The sequence below is a fragment of the Enterobacter sp. WPR_3_1 genome, from assembly GCF_003635055.1.
Classification (GTDB): Bacteria; Pseudomonadota; Gammaproteobacteria; order Enterobacterales; family Enterobacteriaceae; genus Enterobacter; species Enterobacter ludwigii.
On sequence record NZ_RBXU01000008.1, the window covers coordinates 425,826 to 443,824 of the forward strand.

General features: G+C 55.1%; 11 protein-coding genes. 5 read left to right on the forward strand and 6 right to left on the reverse strand.

The features are described 5' to 3' along the window. Nucleotides 1–132: 132 nt before the first annotated feature. The 6 genes from baeR to BJ887_RS03810 are packed head-to-tail and all read right to left on the reverse strand — an operon-like array spanning nucleotide 133 to nucleotide 11,076. Entirely contained in the window at nucleotides 133–855 is a 723-nt protein-coding gene (gene baeR, locus BJ887_RS03785; RefSeq protein WP_014170852.1) for a two-component system response regulator BaeR, read from the reverse strand. After that, nucleotides 852–2,255 (reverse strand): two-component system sensor histidine kinase BaeS, encoded by a 1,404-nt coding sequence (baeS, locus tag BJ887_RS03790; protein WP_020883244.1) that lies wholly within the window; start codon nucleotides 2,253–2,255, stop codon nucleotides 852–854. Before baeS ends, baeR begins: the two co-directional genes overlap by 4 nt. Next, nucleotides 2,252–3,667: an MFS transporter gene (locus BJ887_RS03795; protein ID WP_014170850.1), complete on the reverse strand. Its 1,416-nt coding sequence runs from the start codon at nucleotides 3,665–3,667 to the stop codon at nucleotides 2,252–2,254. Before BJ887_RS03795 ends, baeS begins: the two co-directional genes overlap by 4 nt. After that, complete coding sequence (gene mdtC, locus BJ887_RS03800) at nucleotides 3,668–6,745, reverse strand: multidrug efflux RND transporter permease subunit MdtC (RefSeq protein WP_121339301.1); 3,078 nt, start codon at nucleotides 6,743–6,745, stop codon at nucleotides 3,668–3,670. It lies immediately after the preceding gene. After that, a complete protein-coding gene (locus BJ887_RS03805; RefSeq protein ID WP_014170848.1) occupies nucleotides 6,746–9,868 on the reverse strand; it encodes an MdtB/MuxB family multidrug efflux RND transporter permease subunit in 3,123 nt (1,040 codons plus the stop codon). Next, on the reverse strand, nucleotides 9,868–11,076 hold the full coding sequence (locus BJ887_RS03810) for an MdtA/MuxA family multidrug efflux RND transporter periplasmic adaptor subunit (protein WP_050737051.1): 1,209 nt from the start codon (nucleotides 11,074–11,076) through the stop codon (nucleotides 9,868–9,870). The genes BJ887_RS03805 and BJ887_RS03810 overlap by 1 nt, the downstream gene beginning before the upstream one ends. 729 nt (nucleotides 11,077–11,805) lie before the next feature. Between BJ887_RS03810 and BJ887_RS03815 the strand changes: the two genes are divergently transcribed. Genes BJ887_RS03815 through BJ887_RS03835 form a run of 5 tightly spaced genes read left to right on the forward strand, consistent with a single transcriptional unit; the run spans nucleotide 11,806 to nucleotide 17,980 of the window. Further along, nucleotides 11,806–12,390 (forward strand): common pilus major fimbrillin subunit EcpA, encoded by a 585-nt coding sequence (locus BJ887_RS03815; RefSeq protein WP_020883247.1) that lies wholly within the window; start codon nucleotides 11,806–11,808, stop codon nucleotides 12,388–12,390. 51 nt (nucleotides 12,391–12,441) lie between these two features. Next, nucleotides 12,442–13,119 carry a hypothetical protein gene (locus BJ887_RS03820; protein WP_025203674.1) on the forward strand — a complete coding sequence of 226 codons (678 nt, stop codon included), beginning with the start codon at nucleotides 12,442–12,444 and terminating at the stop codon, nucleotides 13,117–13,119. 55 nt (nucleotides 13,120–13,174) lie between these two features. Continuing rightward, nucleotides 13,175–15,667 carry a TcfC E-set like domain-containing protein gene (locus BJ887_RS03825; protein ID WP_050737050.1) on the forward strand — a complete coding sequence of 831 codons (2,493 nt, stop codon included), beginning with the start codon at nucleotides 13,175–13,177 and terminating at the stop codon, nucleotides 15,665–15,667. A 4-nt stretch (nucleotides 15,668–15,671) separates the two neighbouring features. Continuing rightward, a complete protein-coding gene (locus BJ887_RS03830; protein ID WP_072255707.1) occupies nucleotides 15,672–17,288 on the forward strand; it encodes a fimbrial protein in 1,617 nt (538 codons plus the stop codon). Continuing rightward, entirely contained in the window at nucleotides 17,285–17,980 is a 696-nt protein-coding gene (locus tag BJ887_RS03835; protein WP_074176866.1) for a molecular chaperone, read from the forward strand. The genes BJ887_RS03830 and BJ887_RS03835 overlap by 4 nt, the downstream gene beginning before the upstream one ends. Nucleotides 17,981–17,999: the final 19 nt, after the last annotated feature.

Below are 17,999 nucleotides of genomic sequence, written 5' to 3' on the forward strand. Positions count from 1 at the left end.
AACTCCTTGAACGAAGTGGAATTATCTGCACCAGTTATCAATAAGCGAACCGGTAATGTGAGTATGGTTGATTCTTCGTTGCTTTCCAGAATTGAAAAACCCGCCAGCAGGCGGGTTCGGTAAGCTAAATGCTCAGGCTATCCTGCACGCATCCGCTTCCCATCGGTAGCCCACGCCATACACCGCGCGGATAAATGACTGCTCCGCATCGAGCGCTTCCAGCTTGCGGCGCAGGTTTTTAATATGGCTGTCGATGGTACGGTCAGTCACGACGCGGTAATCATCATACAGACGGTTCAGCAGCTGCTCGCGGGAGAAGACCTTCCCCGGCTCGTGGGAGAGGGTTTTCAACAGGCGGAATTCGGCGGGGGTGAGATCCAGTAGCTTGCCGCGCCAGCTCGCCTGGAAACGGCTTTCATCGACGATAAGTGGGCTTTCCGCGTCCAGTACCTGCAGTTCACGATGGGGCTTACAGCGGCGCAGAATGGTTTTTACGCGCGCGACCACTTCACGCGGGCTGTATGGCTTGCAGATGTAATCGTCCGCGCCAATTTCGAGGCCCAGCAGGCGGTCGATCTCTTCGATTTTCGCCGTCACCATTACCACCGGCACGTCCGAGAAGCGACGAATTTCCCGGCACAGGGTCAGGCCATCGGTTCCGGGGAGCATCAGATCCAGCAGGATCAGGTCCGGCGGCGTCTGGCGCACATAAGGCAGCACCTGATCGCCATGGCTGATAAGCGTGGGGGCATAGCTTGCCGCGCGTAAATAGTCGATCAGTAACTGCCCGAGCTTCGGCTCGTCTTCGACAATCAAAATGCGTGGCGTGTTTTCGTCAATCGGTAACTCGGTCATGCTTCTCTCGATAAATCCCGTTCCAGAGGTAACTCTACTGTAATGCTTACCCCGCCAAAAGGCGAATGGGCGGCGCGGATCGTGCCATTATGGGCCTCGACGATGTTTACGCAAATCGCCAGTCCCAGACCGGACCCGCCGCTGGCGCGATTGCGGGAGCCTTCGGTGCGATAAAATCGCTCAAACAGTTTTTCCAGCTGTGCATCCTGCACGCCGGGGGCGGAATCCGCAAAGGTCAGGGCAAAATGCCCGTTTTCTTGTTTGCCGGAAATATGCAGGCCACCGCCGCTGTCGGTGTAGCGCAGGCTATTTTCCAGCAGATTGTTGAACAGCTGCATCAGGCGGTCTTTGTCGCCAAACACCACGGCGCTGTCAGGCAGTGAGAGATCGATTTTCAGGTTGCGGCTGGCGAAACGTTCGCGGAAGGCACCGCTTACCACCTCCAGCACGTTTATCACATCGACGGGCGCTTTCTGATAGGCCAGCGCGCCTTCGTCTGACATGGAGAGCTGGTGGAGATCATCGACCAGTTTGGTCAGCGTGCCCACTTCCGCCTGCAGCGAGGCCACCGATTCGGGAGTGAACTGACGCACGCCGTCCTGAATAGCTTCCAGCTCGCCGCGCAGCACCGCCAGCGGCGTGCGGAGTTCATGGGAAATATCGGCCATAAAATCGCGTCGCATCTGCTGGTTTTTTTCCAGGGTGCTGGCGAGCTGGTTAAAGTCCTGCGCCAGCTTACCGAGTTCGTCCTGGCTACGGGTATCGACGCGGGTGGAGAAATCCCCGGCGGCCAGCTTATGCGTCCCTTCCACCAGCCGTTTAACCGGCGCGAGCAGGCCACGGGCCAGCGGGAAGGTCGCGAGCGCGGCCAGCAGGGTGGAGAGCGCGACAATCAACCAGCTGGTGCGGCGCTGCTGACGATCAAAGTTGATATCGGTGTTGCGCGTCAGGCGTTCAACCGGCGAGGCGATCACCCAGCCGACGGTGGCGTTATTCACTGTGATCGCCCGCTTTGTGCCATCTGGCGGAATGGGCGCGCGCGGGCCAACCAGTACGCGCATATCCTGGTCTATCACCCAGAACTGGGTGCGCCAGCCGTGCGGCGGCATCCCGGGCCCCGGGCGATCGTCACCGGTATCATGCTCAAGTGAGCGCAGGATCTGGAATACGAAGCGGTCGTTATTGCGCAGAAAACGCCAGTTACCGTGCAGGGCATACTGATCGCTCAGCGCATCGCTCAGCCCCTGTAAACGCTGTTCATTACCATGCTTGATGTAATCAATAAAACCCCGTTCGAAACTGACCCGCACGGCCCAGTGCATGGTGACCAGCAGCACGATACAGGTGGCAAATATCGCCACAAAGAGTTTACCGGTAATGCCCGGACGCCAGAATTTCATGGTGCACTCCTTTTGCCGTGTCGGATAACGACGTTCTTACGGGTATCATCCGGCACTCTGGCGAAGATGAACGCGGGCAGGGCGATAATCACCGCCATGCTGAGATAGGTATACAAAAAGACCTGATGGGCGACCGGCGTGTCGACGCTGAGATGATGCTGTCCGTACATGCCGAGCAGTAAACCGGCAAGGGTCACCCCTACGCTCATGGAGAGCTGCATGATCATCGACAGCAGGCTGTTTCCGCTGCTCGCCAGGTCATCCGGGAGTGCTTTTAACGTCAGGGTATTCATTGATGAAAAGCGCACAGAGTTAATGATGCCCTGGCAGAACAGCACCAGCGGCAGCGCGTAGTACCAGCCCAGCAGCGCCACGGCCATAAACAGCAGGCTCACCAGGGCCAACCCAAGCGTCGCGGCGACCAGGACGTGGCGATAACCAAAACGGTTAACCACCTGCACCACGATGCGTTTCATTCCCATGCTGCCAAGTACCATCGGGATCATCATCAACCCGGCGTGAAACGGTGAAAATCCCATTCCAATCTGCAAAAAGACCGGCGTCATAAAGGGCAACATGCCGCTGCCGACGCGCCCGGCAAAGCTCCCGAACAGGCCCAGACGATAGGTGGGGTTTTTAAACAGATCGAGCGTGAACAACGCGCTCTCGTTACCTCTGGCATGCCAGAGGTACCACAGGATAGCGGTAATGCCGAGCGCCACCAGAAGGCCAAGCGTCAGGGCGGAAATCCCGAGGCCTTTTTGGCCATCAAGCGCGAGGGTGAGCATCGCCATCCCCGCCGCCAGCAGGATAAAACCCAGGAAATCAAAGCGCCGGGTCTGCATGGTGTAGTTAGGCATCAGCATCAGGGTGGCAATCGCGCCGATGATGCCCACCGGCAGGTTGATTAAGAAGATCCAGTGCCAGGAGGCATACTCCACCAGCACTCCGCCCAGCGCCGGGCCAAGCAGCGGGCCGACCTGGCCTGGCAGGGTGACGAAGGTCATCGCGGCCATATACTGCTCGCGGGGCACAATCTTCATCACCGTCAGCCGCCCGACAGGCACCATCATCGCCCCGCCAATGCCCTGTAACGCGCGGGCCATCACCAATTGATCCAGCGTATTCGCCTGGGCGCAAAACAGCGAGCCTGTGGTAAACAGCACGATGGCGGTGAAAAAGATATTCCGCACGCCCACTTTGTCCGCCAGCCAGCCGCTGGCCGGAAGCATAACGGCCACCGTTAATACATAGGAGACAATCACCATATGCATATGCAGCGGACTCTCCCCCAGGCTTTTTGCCATCGAGGGGAGGGCGGTATTGACGATGGTTGTATCCAGCGACTGCATAAAGAAGCCGAAGGCGACAATCCACAGCTGCCAGCGCACGTGACGTGGGAGGTCGGTCATTTATTCGGTTACCGTCGTTCTGTTTTTACGCGAAAAACGCACCCGCAGACGGTCAAAGAACAGATAGACCACCGGCGTGGTGTAGAGCGTCAGCAGCTGGCTCATCACCAGCCCCCCGACAATGGTGATCCCCAGCGGCTGGCGCAATTCTGAACCGTCACCGCCGGAAATCACCAGCGGCAGCGCGCCAAACAGCGCCGCCAGCGTGGTCATCATGATCGGGCGAAAACGCAGCAGACAGGCCTGGAATATGGCCTCTTCTGGCGTCAGGTTGCCATTTCGCTGGGCGTCCAGCGCGAAGTCCACCATCATGATGGCGTTTTTCTTCACGATGCCAATTAACAGCATGATACCAATCAGCGCAATCAGGCTGAAGGGCGCGCCGAACAGCTCCAGCGCCAACAGCGCCCCGACGCCCGCCGACGGCAGCGTGGAGAGAATGGTCAGCGGATGGACGTAGCTTTCATAAAGCACGCCCAGCACGATATAGACCGTCGCAATGGCGGCCAGAATCAAAATCACCTGCGAATTCATCGTCTCCTGGAACACCTGCGCGGTACCGGCAAAACTGCCGCGTACCGTGGACGGCACGCCAAGCTGGGTCATCGCACGGTTGATCGCATCGCTGGCCTCAGAGAGGGACGAACCGGCTGGCAGGTTAAAGGAGATGGTCGACGCCGCCGAAAGGCCCTGGTGGTTCACCGACAGCGGCGCGTTCGCCGGCTGCCAGTTGGCAAAGTAAGAGAGCGGGATCGCCTTACCGTCGTTATTAATCACAAACATGTTGTCCAGCGCGCTGATGTCCTGGGTGTAACGTGGGTCCACCTCCATCACCACCTTGTATTGGTTCATGGGCTGGTAGATGGTGGAAATCTCACGCTGGCCGAAGGCATTGTTCAGCAGGCTGTTGGCGGCATCGACGTTAATCCCCAGACGTGACATGGTTTCACGATTGTAGGTTAGCGCCATTTCTGCGCCGTTGTCCTGCTGATCGGAGTTAACGTCCGCCAGCTGTGGCAGGGCGGCCAGCGCCTTGCGGATCTTAGGCTCCCACTCGCGCAGGGCGGCTAAATCGTCAGAGAGTAACGTGTACTGATAGCTGGCGTTAGCCTGACGCCCGCCGACGCGGATATCCTGAACGGCCATCAAAAACAGATTAGCGCCCGGCTCTTTGGCGAGCTTCACGCGCAGGCGGTCGATAACCTGCTGGGCGGTTTCATTGCGCTCGTCACGCGGCTTCAGGGTGATAAACATCATCCCGCTGTTCACCCGCGAACCGCCGGTGAAGCCGGTTACGTTGTCTACCGCTTTATCTTCGCGGATGATCTTCATAAAGTCCTGCAGCTTGCCGCGCATGGCCTGAAACGAAATACTCTGGTCTGCCTGGATCCCGCCCATCAGCACCCCGGTGTCCTGCTCCGGGAAGAAGGTTTTCGGGATAGTAATGTACATCCAGACGTTGAGCACGATGGTGCCAATCAGCACCAGGCCGACAATGCGCGTATGCCTCAGCACCCACTTCAGGGACTTGCCATAGCTCTCCTGCATCGCCAGCAGGAAGCGACCAAACCCCTTACGGCGCGGCTGAGAGTGGGGCTTGCTGCGTTTTAACATCCAGCCGCACATCATCGGCGTGAGCGTGAGGGACACGATCAATGAAATACCGATGGCGACCGAGAGCGTGACGGCAAATTCCCGTAACAGCCGGCCAGGCAGGCCGCCCATCAGCAGTAACGGCAGGAACACCGCCACCAGCGACAGGCTCATCGACAGTACCGTAAAGCCCACTTCACGCGTTCCCTGCAGCGCGGCCTGCAACGGTTTCATCCCCGCCTCCAGATGGCGCGAGATGTTCTCCAGCACCACAATGGCGTCATCCACCACGAAGCCGGTGGCAATCGTCAGCGCCATCAGCGACAGGTTGTTAAGGCTAAATCCGCACAGGTACATCGCCGCGAAGGTCCCTATCAGCGAGACAGGCACAGCCACCGCAGGGATCAGCGTGGCCCGGCCTGAACGCAGAAACAGGAAGACCACCAGAATCACCAGCGCAACGGAGATCACAAGCGTCTGCTCCACCTCTTCAAGCGAGGCGCGAATGGTGGGGGAGCGATCCTGGGCAATCTGCAGATCGATCGCCGCCGGGATGGTCTGCTGGAGTTCCGGCAATCTCGCGCGGATACCGTTCACCGTCTCAATAATATTGGCTTCCGGCAGCTTGCGGATCATCAGCAAAATGGCCGGTTTGGCGTTGGTCATCCCTGCGTTGCGCACGTCCTGCACCGAGTCGGTGACGCTCGCGACATCGCTCAGGCGCACCGCCGCACCGTTGTTGTAGTGAATGATCAGCGGCTGGTATTCCGCAGCGGTTTTCAGCTCATCGTTAGTCTGGATCTGCCAGCGGTGGCTACTGTCCTCAATGGCCCCCTGCGGTTTGCGCACGTTTGCATTGCTGATGGCGGAGCGCACATCGTCCAGTGAAACACCCTGGTTAAACAGCGCCTGCGGGTTTAAGCCCACGCGCACGGCGGGCAGAGAGCTTCCGCCAACGCTGACATCACCCACGCCGTTAATCTGGGCGAGAGTCTGCGCCAGTTGGGTGGAGGCGAAATCGTACAGCTGCCCCTGCGAATAGGTGTCCGAGGTAAGCGTCAGGATCATGATCGGCGCATCGGACGGGTTCGCTTTACGGTATGTCGGACGGCCCGGCATCCCGCTCGGTAGCAGGTTCTGCGCGGCGTTGATCGCCGCCTGCACATCGCGCGCGGCGCCGTTAATATCCCGGTCGAAGCTGAATTCCAGAATGATGCGCGTGCTGCCAAGCGAGCTGCTGGAGGTCATCTCGTTGACCCCGGCAATTCGTCCGAGTGAACGTTCCAGCGGTGTGGCAACCGACGAGGCCATGGTTTCCGGTGATGCACCGGGCAACGAGGCGCTGACCATGATCACCGGGAAATCCACCTGCGGCAGCGGGGCCACCGGCAGCAGCCGGAAGCCCAGGACGCCGCACAGGGTGATGGCGAGTGAGAGTAAAATCGTCGCCACCGGGCGATAAATGAAGAGGGCGAAAAACTTCATTTACGCCTCCTCTTCACGTTTCGGGAAGCGGCTTTTCGTCCACAGCGCCAGACGGTCAAACAGCAGATAAATGACCGGCGTGGTGAACAGGGTCAGGACCTGGCTTACCAGCAGGCCACCGACCATACCAATCCCCAGCGGACGACGCAGCTCGGCACCAACACCGGTACTGAGCATCAGCGGCAGGGCACCTAGCAGGGCGGCGAGCGTGGTCATCAGGATCGGGCGAAAACGCAGCAGGCAGGCCTGGAAAATTGCCTCGCGCGGCGACATCCCCTGCTCGCGCTCGGCGGCAAGGGCAAAGTCGATCATCATGATGGCGTTTTTCTTCACGATCCCGATAAGCAGGATGATCCCAATGATGGCAATCACGTCCAGCTCGCTCCCCGCCAGCATCAATGCCAGCAGCGCCCCCACGCCCGCCGTTGGCAGGGTGGAGAGGATGGTAATAGGGTGAATAAAGCTTTCATACAGCACACCGAGCACGATATACATCGCCACCACGGCCGCGACAATCAGCCAGATGGTGTTGCCCAGCGCGGCCTGGAACGCCAGCGTGCTGCCCTGGAACTGGGTCTGAATATCAGACGGGAAGTTCAGCGTCTTCTCTGCGGCCAGAATGGACTCCACCGCTTCGCCCAGCGAATAACCGTCCGGTACGTTAAACGAGATGGTGGTGGACGGGAACTGATCCAGATGGTTAATCGACAGCGGTGTGTAGCGCTCTTCCACCGTCGCGATGGCGCTGAGGGGCACGATGCCCCCGTCTTTGCTGGTCAGGCGCACCGAATCGAGCGCGGCCAGTCCGGGCGTGTTTTCCGTGTTGTGTTCCAGCACCACGCGATACTGATTCGCCTGGGTATAGATGGTGGAGATCAGACGCTGACCGAAAGCGTTATACAGCGCGTTATCCACGTCGGCCATGGTGATCCCAAGCCGACTGGCGGTATCACGGTTGACGTTCACATATGCCGCCAGCCCTTTGTCCTGCCAGTCGCTGCTGACGTCCGAGAGCTGCGGCAGGGCGTTGAGTTTATCCACCAGTTGCGGTACCCAGGTGCTGAGTGCATCAAGGGTGGTGGCCTGCAGCGTGAACTGGTACTGGGTACGGCTCACCTGGGTATCGATGGTTAAATCCTGAATCGGCTGGAGGTACAGCTCAATACCCGGCACGCGCGCTACGGCAGTTTGCAGGCGGTCGATCACCGTCTGCACGCGGTCGTCGCGATCGTCAAGCGGTTTTAGGTTGATCTGCAGGCGGGCACTGTTCAGCGACGGGTTGGTGCCATCGACACCGACATACGAGGTCAGGCTCTCTACTGCCGGATCTTTCATGATGATCTCTGACACCTGCTGCTGACGCTGCGCCATGTTAGCGAAGGAGACCGTCTGCGGTGCCTGAAGCGTGCCCTGGATAATGCCGTTGTCCTGAATCGGAAAGAAGCCTTTCGGGATGAAAATCCACAGCATAACGCTGAGCGCCAGCGTACCAAGCGCCACGCCAAGGGTTGCCCATGGATGGTTAAGCACTTTCGCCAGCACCCGCCCGTAAGCGGCAATAATGCGTTCGAACATCCGCTCAGAGGCGCGCGAGAAGCGGTTTTGCTTGCGCAGGGAGGCATGGCTCAGCATTCGGGCGCACATCATCGGCGTGAGGGTAAGTGACACCACGGCGGAAATCAGAATGGCGACGGCCAGCGTCACGGCAAATTCGCGGAACAAACGCCCGACGATATCGCCCATAAACAGCAGCGGGATCAGTACCGCAATCAGTGAGAAGGTGAGGGAGATAATGGTAAAGCCGATCTCGCCCGCTCCTTTCAGCGCCGCGGCTAACGGTTTTTCGCCTTTTTCGATATAGCGCGAGATGTTCTCGATAACAACGATAGCGTCATCGACCACAAAGCCGGTGGCAATGGTAAGGGCCATCAGCGTCAGGTTATTTATCGAAAAATCGAGGAACACCATGACGGCAAATGTTCCCACCAGTGAGAGCGGCACGGCGACGGCAGGAATGAGGGTCGCCGGGACGTTACGCAGGAACAGATAGATGATCATCACCACCAGCGCAATCGCCAGCATCAGTTCAAACTGGGTGTCAGTCACGGACGCGCGAATATTGGTGGTCCGGTCAGACAGTACTTTCACGCTAACTGACCTGGGCAGGCTTTCAATCAGCTGCGGCAGCATAGTGCGAATGCTGTCTGCGGTTTCAATGATATTGGCACCCGGCTGGCGCTGGACGTTCATCACGATTGCCTGCTGTTTGTTGGCCCAGGCGCCGAGCCAGCTGTTTTCCGCACCTTGCTCAACGGTTGCCACATCGCCCAGACGCACCGGCGCACCGTTCTGGTACGCGACGATCAGCTGTCGATATTCATCCGCGGACTGCATTTGATCGTTCGCCGAGAGGGTGACGGCCCGGGTTGGGCCATCAAGCGAGCCTTTCGCCGAGTTGACGTTGGCGTTACTGATGGCGCTGCGGATGGTTTCGCTGGTGAGGCCCAGCGCGGCAATGGCCTGGGCATTGAGCTTCACGCGCACCGCCGGACGTTGACCGCCGGCAAGCGTAACCAGCCCCACGCCAGAGACCTGTGAAATTTTCTGCGCCACGCGCGTTTCGACCATGTCTTCGACCTGAGTCATCGGCATAGCGGAGGAGGTGACAGCGAGCGTCATGATCGGCGGATCCGCCGGGTTTACTTTGCTGTAGACCGGTGGGTTGGGCAGGTCCGATGGCAGCAGGTTGGTGGCTGCGTTAATCGCGGCCTGTACTTCCTGTTCGGCAACGTCGAGTGAGAGTGTAAGCTGGAACTGCAGCGTCACCACGGATGCTCCGCCGGAGCTTTGCGAGGACATTTGCTTCAGGCCAGACATCTGACCAAACTGGCGCTCCAGCGGCGCGGTGATGGCCGACGTCACCACATCCGGGCTCGCACCCGGATAAAGGGTGACCACCTGGATGGTGGGATAATCCACTTCCGGCAGCGCCGAGACGGGCAGGAAGCGATAGCCAATAATCCCGGCCAGCAGAATTGCCACCATTAACAGCGTGGTGGCAACAGGGCGCAGAATAAACAGGCGTGAAGGCCCACCTGTAGAGCTCGGGGGCATAACCTGCATCAGGACGTCGCTCCCTGCTTAGCAGGCTGTTGCTGGCCTTCAACCACTTCGACTTTCGCCCCCTCGGTGAGACGATCAATGCCGTCGGTAACCACGCGGTCACCTGCGGAAAGGCCGGCGCTGATCACCACCGTCTGGCTGTCCTGAATGCCGGTTTTCACCAGATGCTTGCTGACGTTATTCTCGCTGTTAAGCACCCAGACAAAATTCCCTTCGTTGCCCATCTGCAGCGCCGCCGTCGGGATAACGACCGCATTTTCTTGTGTCGCGACCAGCATCCGCGCATTCACGAACTGATTTGGGAAAAGCGCATCATCCTGATTGTTAAAGCGGGCTTTTAACTTGATGGTGCCGGTGGTGGTGTCAATCTGGTTATCCAGACTGAGCAGGGTGCCTTCGCTCAATTTTTGCTTGTTGGTGCGATCCCAGGCTTCCACAACCAGCCCTTTGCCGGCTTTTTGCGCCTGAACCACGGTTGCGATGTCGCTCTCCGGCAGGGTAAAGACTAAATCGACAGGATGCGTCTGGGTGATGACCACGATACCGGTGGTATCGCCGCTGGAAATCTGGTTGCCAATATCAACCTGCTTCAGACCGACGCGGCCGTCAATCGGGGCGGTGATGCGGCTCCAGTCGAGCTGTAACTGTGCGCTGGCCACGGCGGCTTCGTCAGCTTTAAGGGTGCCCAGCGCTTCGCTGACCAGAGACTGCTGCGTATCCAGTTCCTGACGCGATACCAGGTTGGTTTTCACCAGTTGCTGGTAGCGTGCCAAATCGCGTCGGGCGTTCGCGAGCGTGGCCTTGTCTTTCGCGAGCTGGCCCTGCGCCTGCGCGAGGGTGACTTTAAACTGGCTTGGGTCAATTTCTGCCAGTAAGTCCCCGGCTTTAACCTGCTGGCCTTCCTGGAAGTGAAGCGCCATCAGCTGCCCGTCCACACGGCTGCGAACCGTAACGGTGTTGGCGGCGGTAATGGTTCCCAGCCCGGAGAGATAACGGGGCACCGCTTTATTTACCGCAGTAGCCGCCTGAACGGGAGCCAGCGCACCGCCGCGCATGCCGTGACGTCCGCCACTCGCGGGACGCTGTGATGGGCTGCTGGCACCTGCGGAAGTGTCAGAAGAGTCATTGTGCCAGAACCAGGCGGCGGCAAGAGCCACCACAATGATGCCAGCGGCGATTGCCCAGCGGGATTTGTTACTGCCTTTCATCGTTATACGTTCTCATCCTGAATACTTCGGGGAATGATACTAGTTTAGTCAGGCAACACGGCAGAAAAATGGAGGAAATATGGAAGACTGTCTGGATTTGTCTGATTGGCAGGGGGAGGGGCGCGGCGTGAGACGGCCTTCAAATCGGATCAATTGCCAGTGCATAATTTACCAGGAATATTCCCTGCCACCTGAAATATTCTTATTATTTATCTGCCGGGTGAGAAACGGAGAAAGATAACAATTGGTTTTATTATTTAATTTGTCTTTAGGAAAATTTCATTATTCATCATGTAAGGATCGGAATATTCTCTGATATACCAATATTTTTCATCTTGTTATCAAATCATTAACAAACTAATGATTTTTTGCAATGTGACGTATTTATTTGATTTGAAATATGTTTTTGTTATTCCCTTCAATGCACCACTTTTGATTTGTATCAAAAAGCTAAAACAGTTTAAATTACCTAAAATTGCGATAATTATAGATTTTTATTTTAAAAATGTTATTTAAATGGTTTTATGTTTTTATTTAAGCGATCTCGTCATGAATGATTATGAGAAAAATCCTAACGACGGAGGGTTTTTTCGTCATTCGATTGGTTGTCCTGAAACATAATTCAAATAATACTTTTTCGGCGCGGTAAATCCCGTTCGCATTTAAATGGAGCTTCCAGGTTATTTATTAAATGGCACCTGGCAGTACGTTTGTTCTCAGGAGATGAAAATGAAAAAATTATTACTGGTGGCCTCTCTGGTTTCTGTATTTGCTGCTGCAAATGCTATGGCTGATGTTACGGCATCTGCCACCGCATCATGGGATGCAACGGCAACGAAAGATACAACCAGCCTGCTGGTCGTGACCCCATTGAACTCGCTGACGTTTCAGTATGCAGAGGGCCTGAATGGGTTTAACACTCAGGATGGCGCTTTTGATGTGACGATTCAGGGACAGGAAAGTGCAACCGATTTTGAACTGACTGCTCAGGTCATCAGCAATACGCTGACCAATGCAAGCGGTGATGCATCTACCCTGAATGTGGGCGTGGCATGGAATGGTCAGGCGCTGTCTAACTCTGCCGAAACCGTTCTGGTGAATGCGGCTTCCACTTCAGGTCTGGAAAGCCTGCTGGCCGATGGCGCCTATAACGGCGCTGAGCGTGTAAGCGATCAGTCCAGCTTCAAATTCTCCATCGCTTCAGCGACTTCTGACGGTTCGACTGCTGTAACTGACTATTCTGCGCTGCCGGATGGTTACTGGACGGGTGACGTAAAAGTTCAGTTCAATGCAACCTGGACCACTCCAGCGTAATGAATATTAATTCGGGAGAGGCTCTCTCCCGAATTTCGCAGGAATGCACTGATGAAGAAATATTTGCCACTCGCAGCGCTGGCAGGGATGGTCGTATCCTTTTCCAGTCTGGCGATTAATGTGGGTGATATCACGTCGATAATGACGGCCGATCAAAACGCGTTATCAAAAGAAATTATCAACACCACTGATTCCGCCCGCTATGTGAGCGTTACCGTAAAAAGGCTCTCTTCACCGCTGCCTGACGGAACAGAAATGCAATTTGAAACGTCGGGAGAATTACTTTCTACACCGGCGAGCCTTATTTTACCCGGTGAGGCGAAAGATGTTTTTCGCTTTTTCTATAAGGGCCCTGAAGATGACAAAGAACGTTATTACCGGCTGCAGTGGGTTGACGAACCCGTAAGCGAAAGCGCATCGACTAAGGCTGGCAAAGCCGCGATTGCGACGGCGTCGGCAGAAATCGGGACAATTCTGGTCGTGGCGCCACGCAAGGAACGATTTGAATACGGTCGTGACGGGGATGTCATCACCAACAAAGGCAACGTCTCGTTTCGGGTCATTGCTTACGGAGCCTGCAAAGAGGCGTCACAGGATCGGGGACGCGGGTGTCGCGAGCGTTATTACGTCATGCCAGGTACAAAAATAAGATTGCAGAAAAGCGATGTGTCAAACAGTCGCACCCGCATTGGGATTTGGCATGGCAAGCAATTTATTACAGTGAAGTAATACACGGCGTCATTTCCGGTACCAGTAATAAAAATACCGAAAAGTAAGGATGCGTATGTCTTTTAAATATCTTATAGGAGGGAGTTTATTACTCTCTTATGCGCTAACATCAGGGGTTGCGCATTCTGCACCGGTTAAGATTGGTAATTATGTTATTCCAGGGGCATTCGCGCGTTCTCTTGAACAGGGGATGACGGTCCCCGTTTATATCCGCTACCAGGAGACGGATACAAAAAGCCAACAAAAAATTGCTGATGCGGTCATCTCGCTGGTTGAGGGAAATATCGTTGTAAAATCCATTATGGTTGCCGATTTGCCCAATAACGCGGTGCTTTCAGAAAAAACGCGCGAGATGGTGGAAAAAATAGGCGATGCGAAATTTATCGACAATACCTCTCTTGCCCTTTCGCGAGACGCACGGCTGAAATTAAACGTCTCCTCTTTTCATCTGGAGATGATTGTCAGCCGGGATGCCCTGACTGAAGCGGTAGTCGCCCGCAGTTCATTGCTGGGACCGTCCAGCGTTGATCGACTGTCTACTGTGCTGAATTACAACTTTGGCACCTATTACAATGACTACCGCAATGGCAGCAGCTCTCGCAGTTATTTAACCCTGGATAACACCACCTCGTTGAGAGAGCACCACCTCAATATCAATGGCTCGGTCTATGGTATTGGCGAGAGTAACCGCTCCAGCAAACTCTATCGTGCCATGTATGAGCGCGATTATGAGGGTTATCGTCTGGCGTTGGGCATGCTCGACACCTGGAACGTTCAGTCGATCGCCAGCCTCAATGCGCTGAATGGCGGCAAGATCTACGGCGTCAGCTACGGCAATAAAGGCAGTACGGTGGTTGAAAACACCTCCCTGTCCTTGATCCCAATAACCATATTTTTGCCGTCTGCCGGTGAAGTGCATGTGTTTCGTGATGGGCGCTTGTTAAGCGTTCAGAACTTCAACATGGGCAGCTACGAAATTGATACCAGCCGGTTCCCTTACGGTGTGTATGACGTCACGGTGGATGTCGTGGTAAATGGCCGGACGGTGAACACCCGCGTCAGTCGGGTGAATAAAATTTTTGCCCGCCAGCAGGCCGCAGGCCTGCATGAAGTCGCATGGCAAATTTTTGGCGGTTCACTTGATTACGACCGCGTGAGTTATAAGCGCAATCATTACCGTGATGCCGGCAGTGAACAGACCTGGATTGCGGGTGGTGCGGCCTCGTTAACCCTGGCAATGCTCTCCGGGCTCACCCTGAAAACGACAGGCTATGGGTTTGATGACAATGCCGTCAATGAAACGGACATTACTCTTAACGTCAACGAATATGCCAGCGTCGGGACACAAACGCTGGTGGCGAACGACGGAACATGGCGCAACGTCAGCAGCGCCAGTCTTAATGCTCCAGGCGGGTTTGGATCGCTGTGGGCGTCGCGGGAAGACAGCAAAATCGGTAACCGTCTGCCGGTGCAGGAGCGGGATAACTATTCGGTTGGCGCAACATTGAACCTGAGCCGGTTTATTCCGCACGGTGGCACGTTAACGGTCAGCCAGACCGAAAACCGCTATTCCGGTAATACCTACCGAAACCTGGATTACAGTACCACCCTCTATGCGGGACGGTACGCCACAGTGGGGTTACGGGCCGGGGTACAGCGCTATTACTACAACAATACGAATGATGACGGACGTCAGGAACGCTATGTCAGCCTGGATTTATCGCTGCCGCTGGCCTCGTGGATGAGTGTCGGGGTTTCACGCGATCGTTACGGCGCAACACAGGGCAATATCAGCGCGCGTAAACAATTTGAGGATAGCGTCATTACGTCTGCAGGCATTTCCGCCTCGACTCGCCTGAGTGGAGAGCAGAACTACGACAACAATTACGCTGTAAATGGCAACCTGAGTTATGACACCCGCTATAACGGCGGTACGGTTTCGGTGACCCGTTCAGCGGACAATTCGACCAATATGAACTTCTCCTCTCAGGGTTCCGTTGCCTGGGCGGGTGGGGATTTTGGTCTGAGCAAAGAGCGACAGCGCTCGGGCATTATTGTGAAAACCGATCTTGTGGGTGACGGAAAGCTGGCCGCAAAAATAAATAACCGAAATTATATTCTTAGCGGCAAATCGAGCTTTATTGCACTCCCGCCTTATGCGCAATACAAGCTGGAAATTATGAATGATAAAAACTCTGAAGACAGTTTTGACATTGTCTCGGGCCGTAAACAGGCGCTTAACCTTTATCCCGGTAACGTCGGCGTGGTGTCACCTGAGGTGAAAAGCATGGTGACCGTGTTTGGCCGGGTGCGATATCCCAATGGTGAACTGGCGTCAAATACCGACATTCATAACCACATTGGCAAAACGCGCACCGACGCGAAAGGTGAGTTCGCCATTGATATTGATAAGAAGTATCCCGTTATTACCCTGGTGTCCGCCAACGGTAATATCTGCGAAGCGGATTTAGATCTGGAAAAAGCCAGGGGCGCTGCGTGGGTAGGGGATGTTAAATGTGCACCGCAAACCACGATGGCGCAGAGATAATGCTATGAAAAAAAGTGCTTCCGTTTTTATTTCACTCCTGTTTTTGGCGGGGTTAATTCCCTTCTCCGCAAGGGCACTGACCGCCTCATCGTCAGGGGCGATCAACAACACGTTTTTATTTATCGAGAACGACATTGACGGTGAGTATTTCATTACGCCGTCCGCGTTAGATCCCCGTTTCAGCGGCTCAAATACCTGGGTTAAATACGGTACCTCCCAGGTCAGCCTCGGTTACTTGGGTTATGTCATTTGGACTGCGCCGGCCAATAATTATCAGGATATGTGGATTGATAATTCGCCCATTGATGCTCCTTTCACAGGAATACGCTGCTACCGAGGTTCGCAGTGTCCGACGACGGGCTACATTGCCGGGCAGGGGGTGGATAACAATGGTTTTTACCACGCGCAGGTTGGATCCGTGGCGGGGGTTATTGGCGGAGCGTATGGCTTTGCTTCGCTGAGCAACTCAGCCTATGAGTATTTTCGTAATATGCCGACGGGTGGCAGCGAAACCTATGTTTTTAACCGCTGCTATACCTCGGTTAACTATGATTACGCCTCAGGACAACGCTGTAAGGATCAGACAACAGGTCGCTGGAATTACATCAATTACACGTTAAACAAGCGGGGACATCTGGCGCTGGAATCAACAAGTGCCTTTCAGGAGCTGTGGATCGCCAGTGATGGAACCCCAAGCATTACAAATGATTCCGGATCCTGTGAGCTGGGTGTCGTCAGTAACGTTGATGGCGTAATTTGTAAAATGGTCAAATACAACCTTGAGCAGACGCAAAATTTGACGGCATCGTTGACGTTCAGAGCGTATATCGATTCTGCTGCGTTGGGTTTTACCCCTTCCGCAACCACCGTGAAATATTCGGGAAATGGCTCGACATGGTATAACTTCAGCGCCTCGACGGCGTATTACAACGTCTTTTCGACATCTGGCCAGTATATCTATGTCTTTTTGTCGAAAACATTCCTTAAGAATCTGGTGGATGCAGGCGTCAGTATTACCAACAGCCAGCCCTTTACGTTTGCGTTTACGAATGCATTAACCCCGGAGTCAGGCTATTACCAGTTTACCCCCTCTTTGCAGCTCAATATTGTGCCGAAGGAGTATGGGATTAGCATTGTCTCATCGAATAATACGGCCTCTGCCAGTGGAAGCGGCACCATCGGAGATGACGCGCCGATTGAGATGGATTACGTCGTCACCGTATCGGGACCCCGTCAGGCTGACAGTATTACGGCCCAGGTTATCGGGGACAGCACGACAATCAACGATACCCCTTACTGCCTGTTTACGTCGGCCCAGGGGGGAATAAACGTGCCTGTCCCTGCCTATCTGCAATACAACACCGCGTCGGGAAGCCCTACTCAGGTGAGGAACAGCTGCAGTGAAAATGCCATTAGTCTGAACGATGCGTTATGGCAACAGGTGCCATGGGATGCCAACAACACGGATGATGGCAGCTTTTTCAGCACCAACTTAACGCTGCTGTTCCCGATGAATGATTCCCGCTCAGCACTGACGGTGGCTGGCGCTGACTGGGAAGGCGTGGTCAGCGCCAGTGGTGAAATCAAAGTCACCGCGAACTGGCTGGGAGTAACAAAATGATGCGGTGGCGGAAGGTCGCGGAGGGTGTGGTGGGACTCTGCATTGCGCTTTACACGCTTTCTGCCCACGCGCTGTATCTGGACTCCACGATCTATGATATCCCCGCAGAGCGGTCGTTCATTAGCAAACGTATTTACAACGACAGCCACAAACAGAATGTGTACAGCATTTCGGCGATTAAAATCGACCGTCCAGGACCGGGTGGGGAAAAGCGTCTGCCAATAGAGGACGGGGAGTTGCTGTTTACACCGCTCACGTTTTCGCTCGCCCCGGATGCCGGGGAGTATTTTAAGATCTTCTATCGCGGGCCCGAGGATGACAAAGAGCGTTACTACCGGATTCAGTTTCGCGAGATGCCGGTAACGCTGTTTGCTGAACGTCATTCAGGCAAAGCAAGTGAAGCTGTACCCGCTATTGCATTGGATACGATACTGGTGGTCAGGCCCAGAAAGCTGACGCTAGGTTATACTCTGGATGAGCAAAAAGGGGCGCTGACAAATACCGGCAATACGTTTTTCAGGATCATCGTACACCAGGGATGCCAGTCAACCGATGACGAGGCGACGATGCGCTACCTGCTGCCTGGAGAGACCTACCAAAGCAGCGCGTTAAACACTAAAAATAAAAAATTCATCGTTGCGTTGAAAAAATATATACCGATAGGCGATGGTTGTTTTAAAAATAACAGTTAAAGTTTAAAGAAACAGTTCT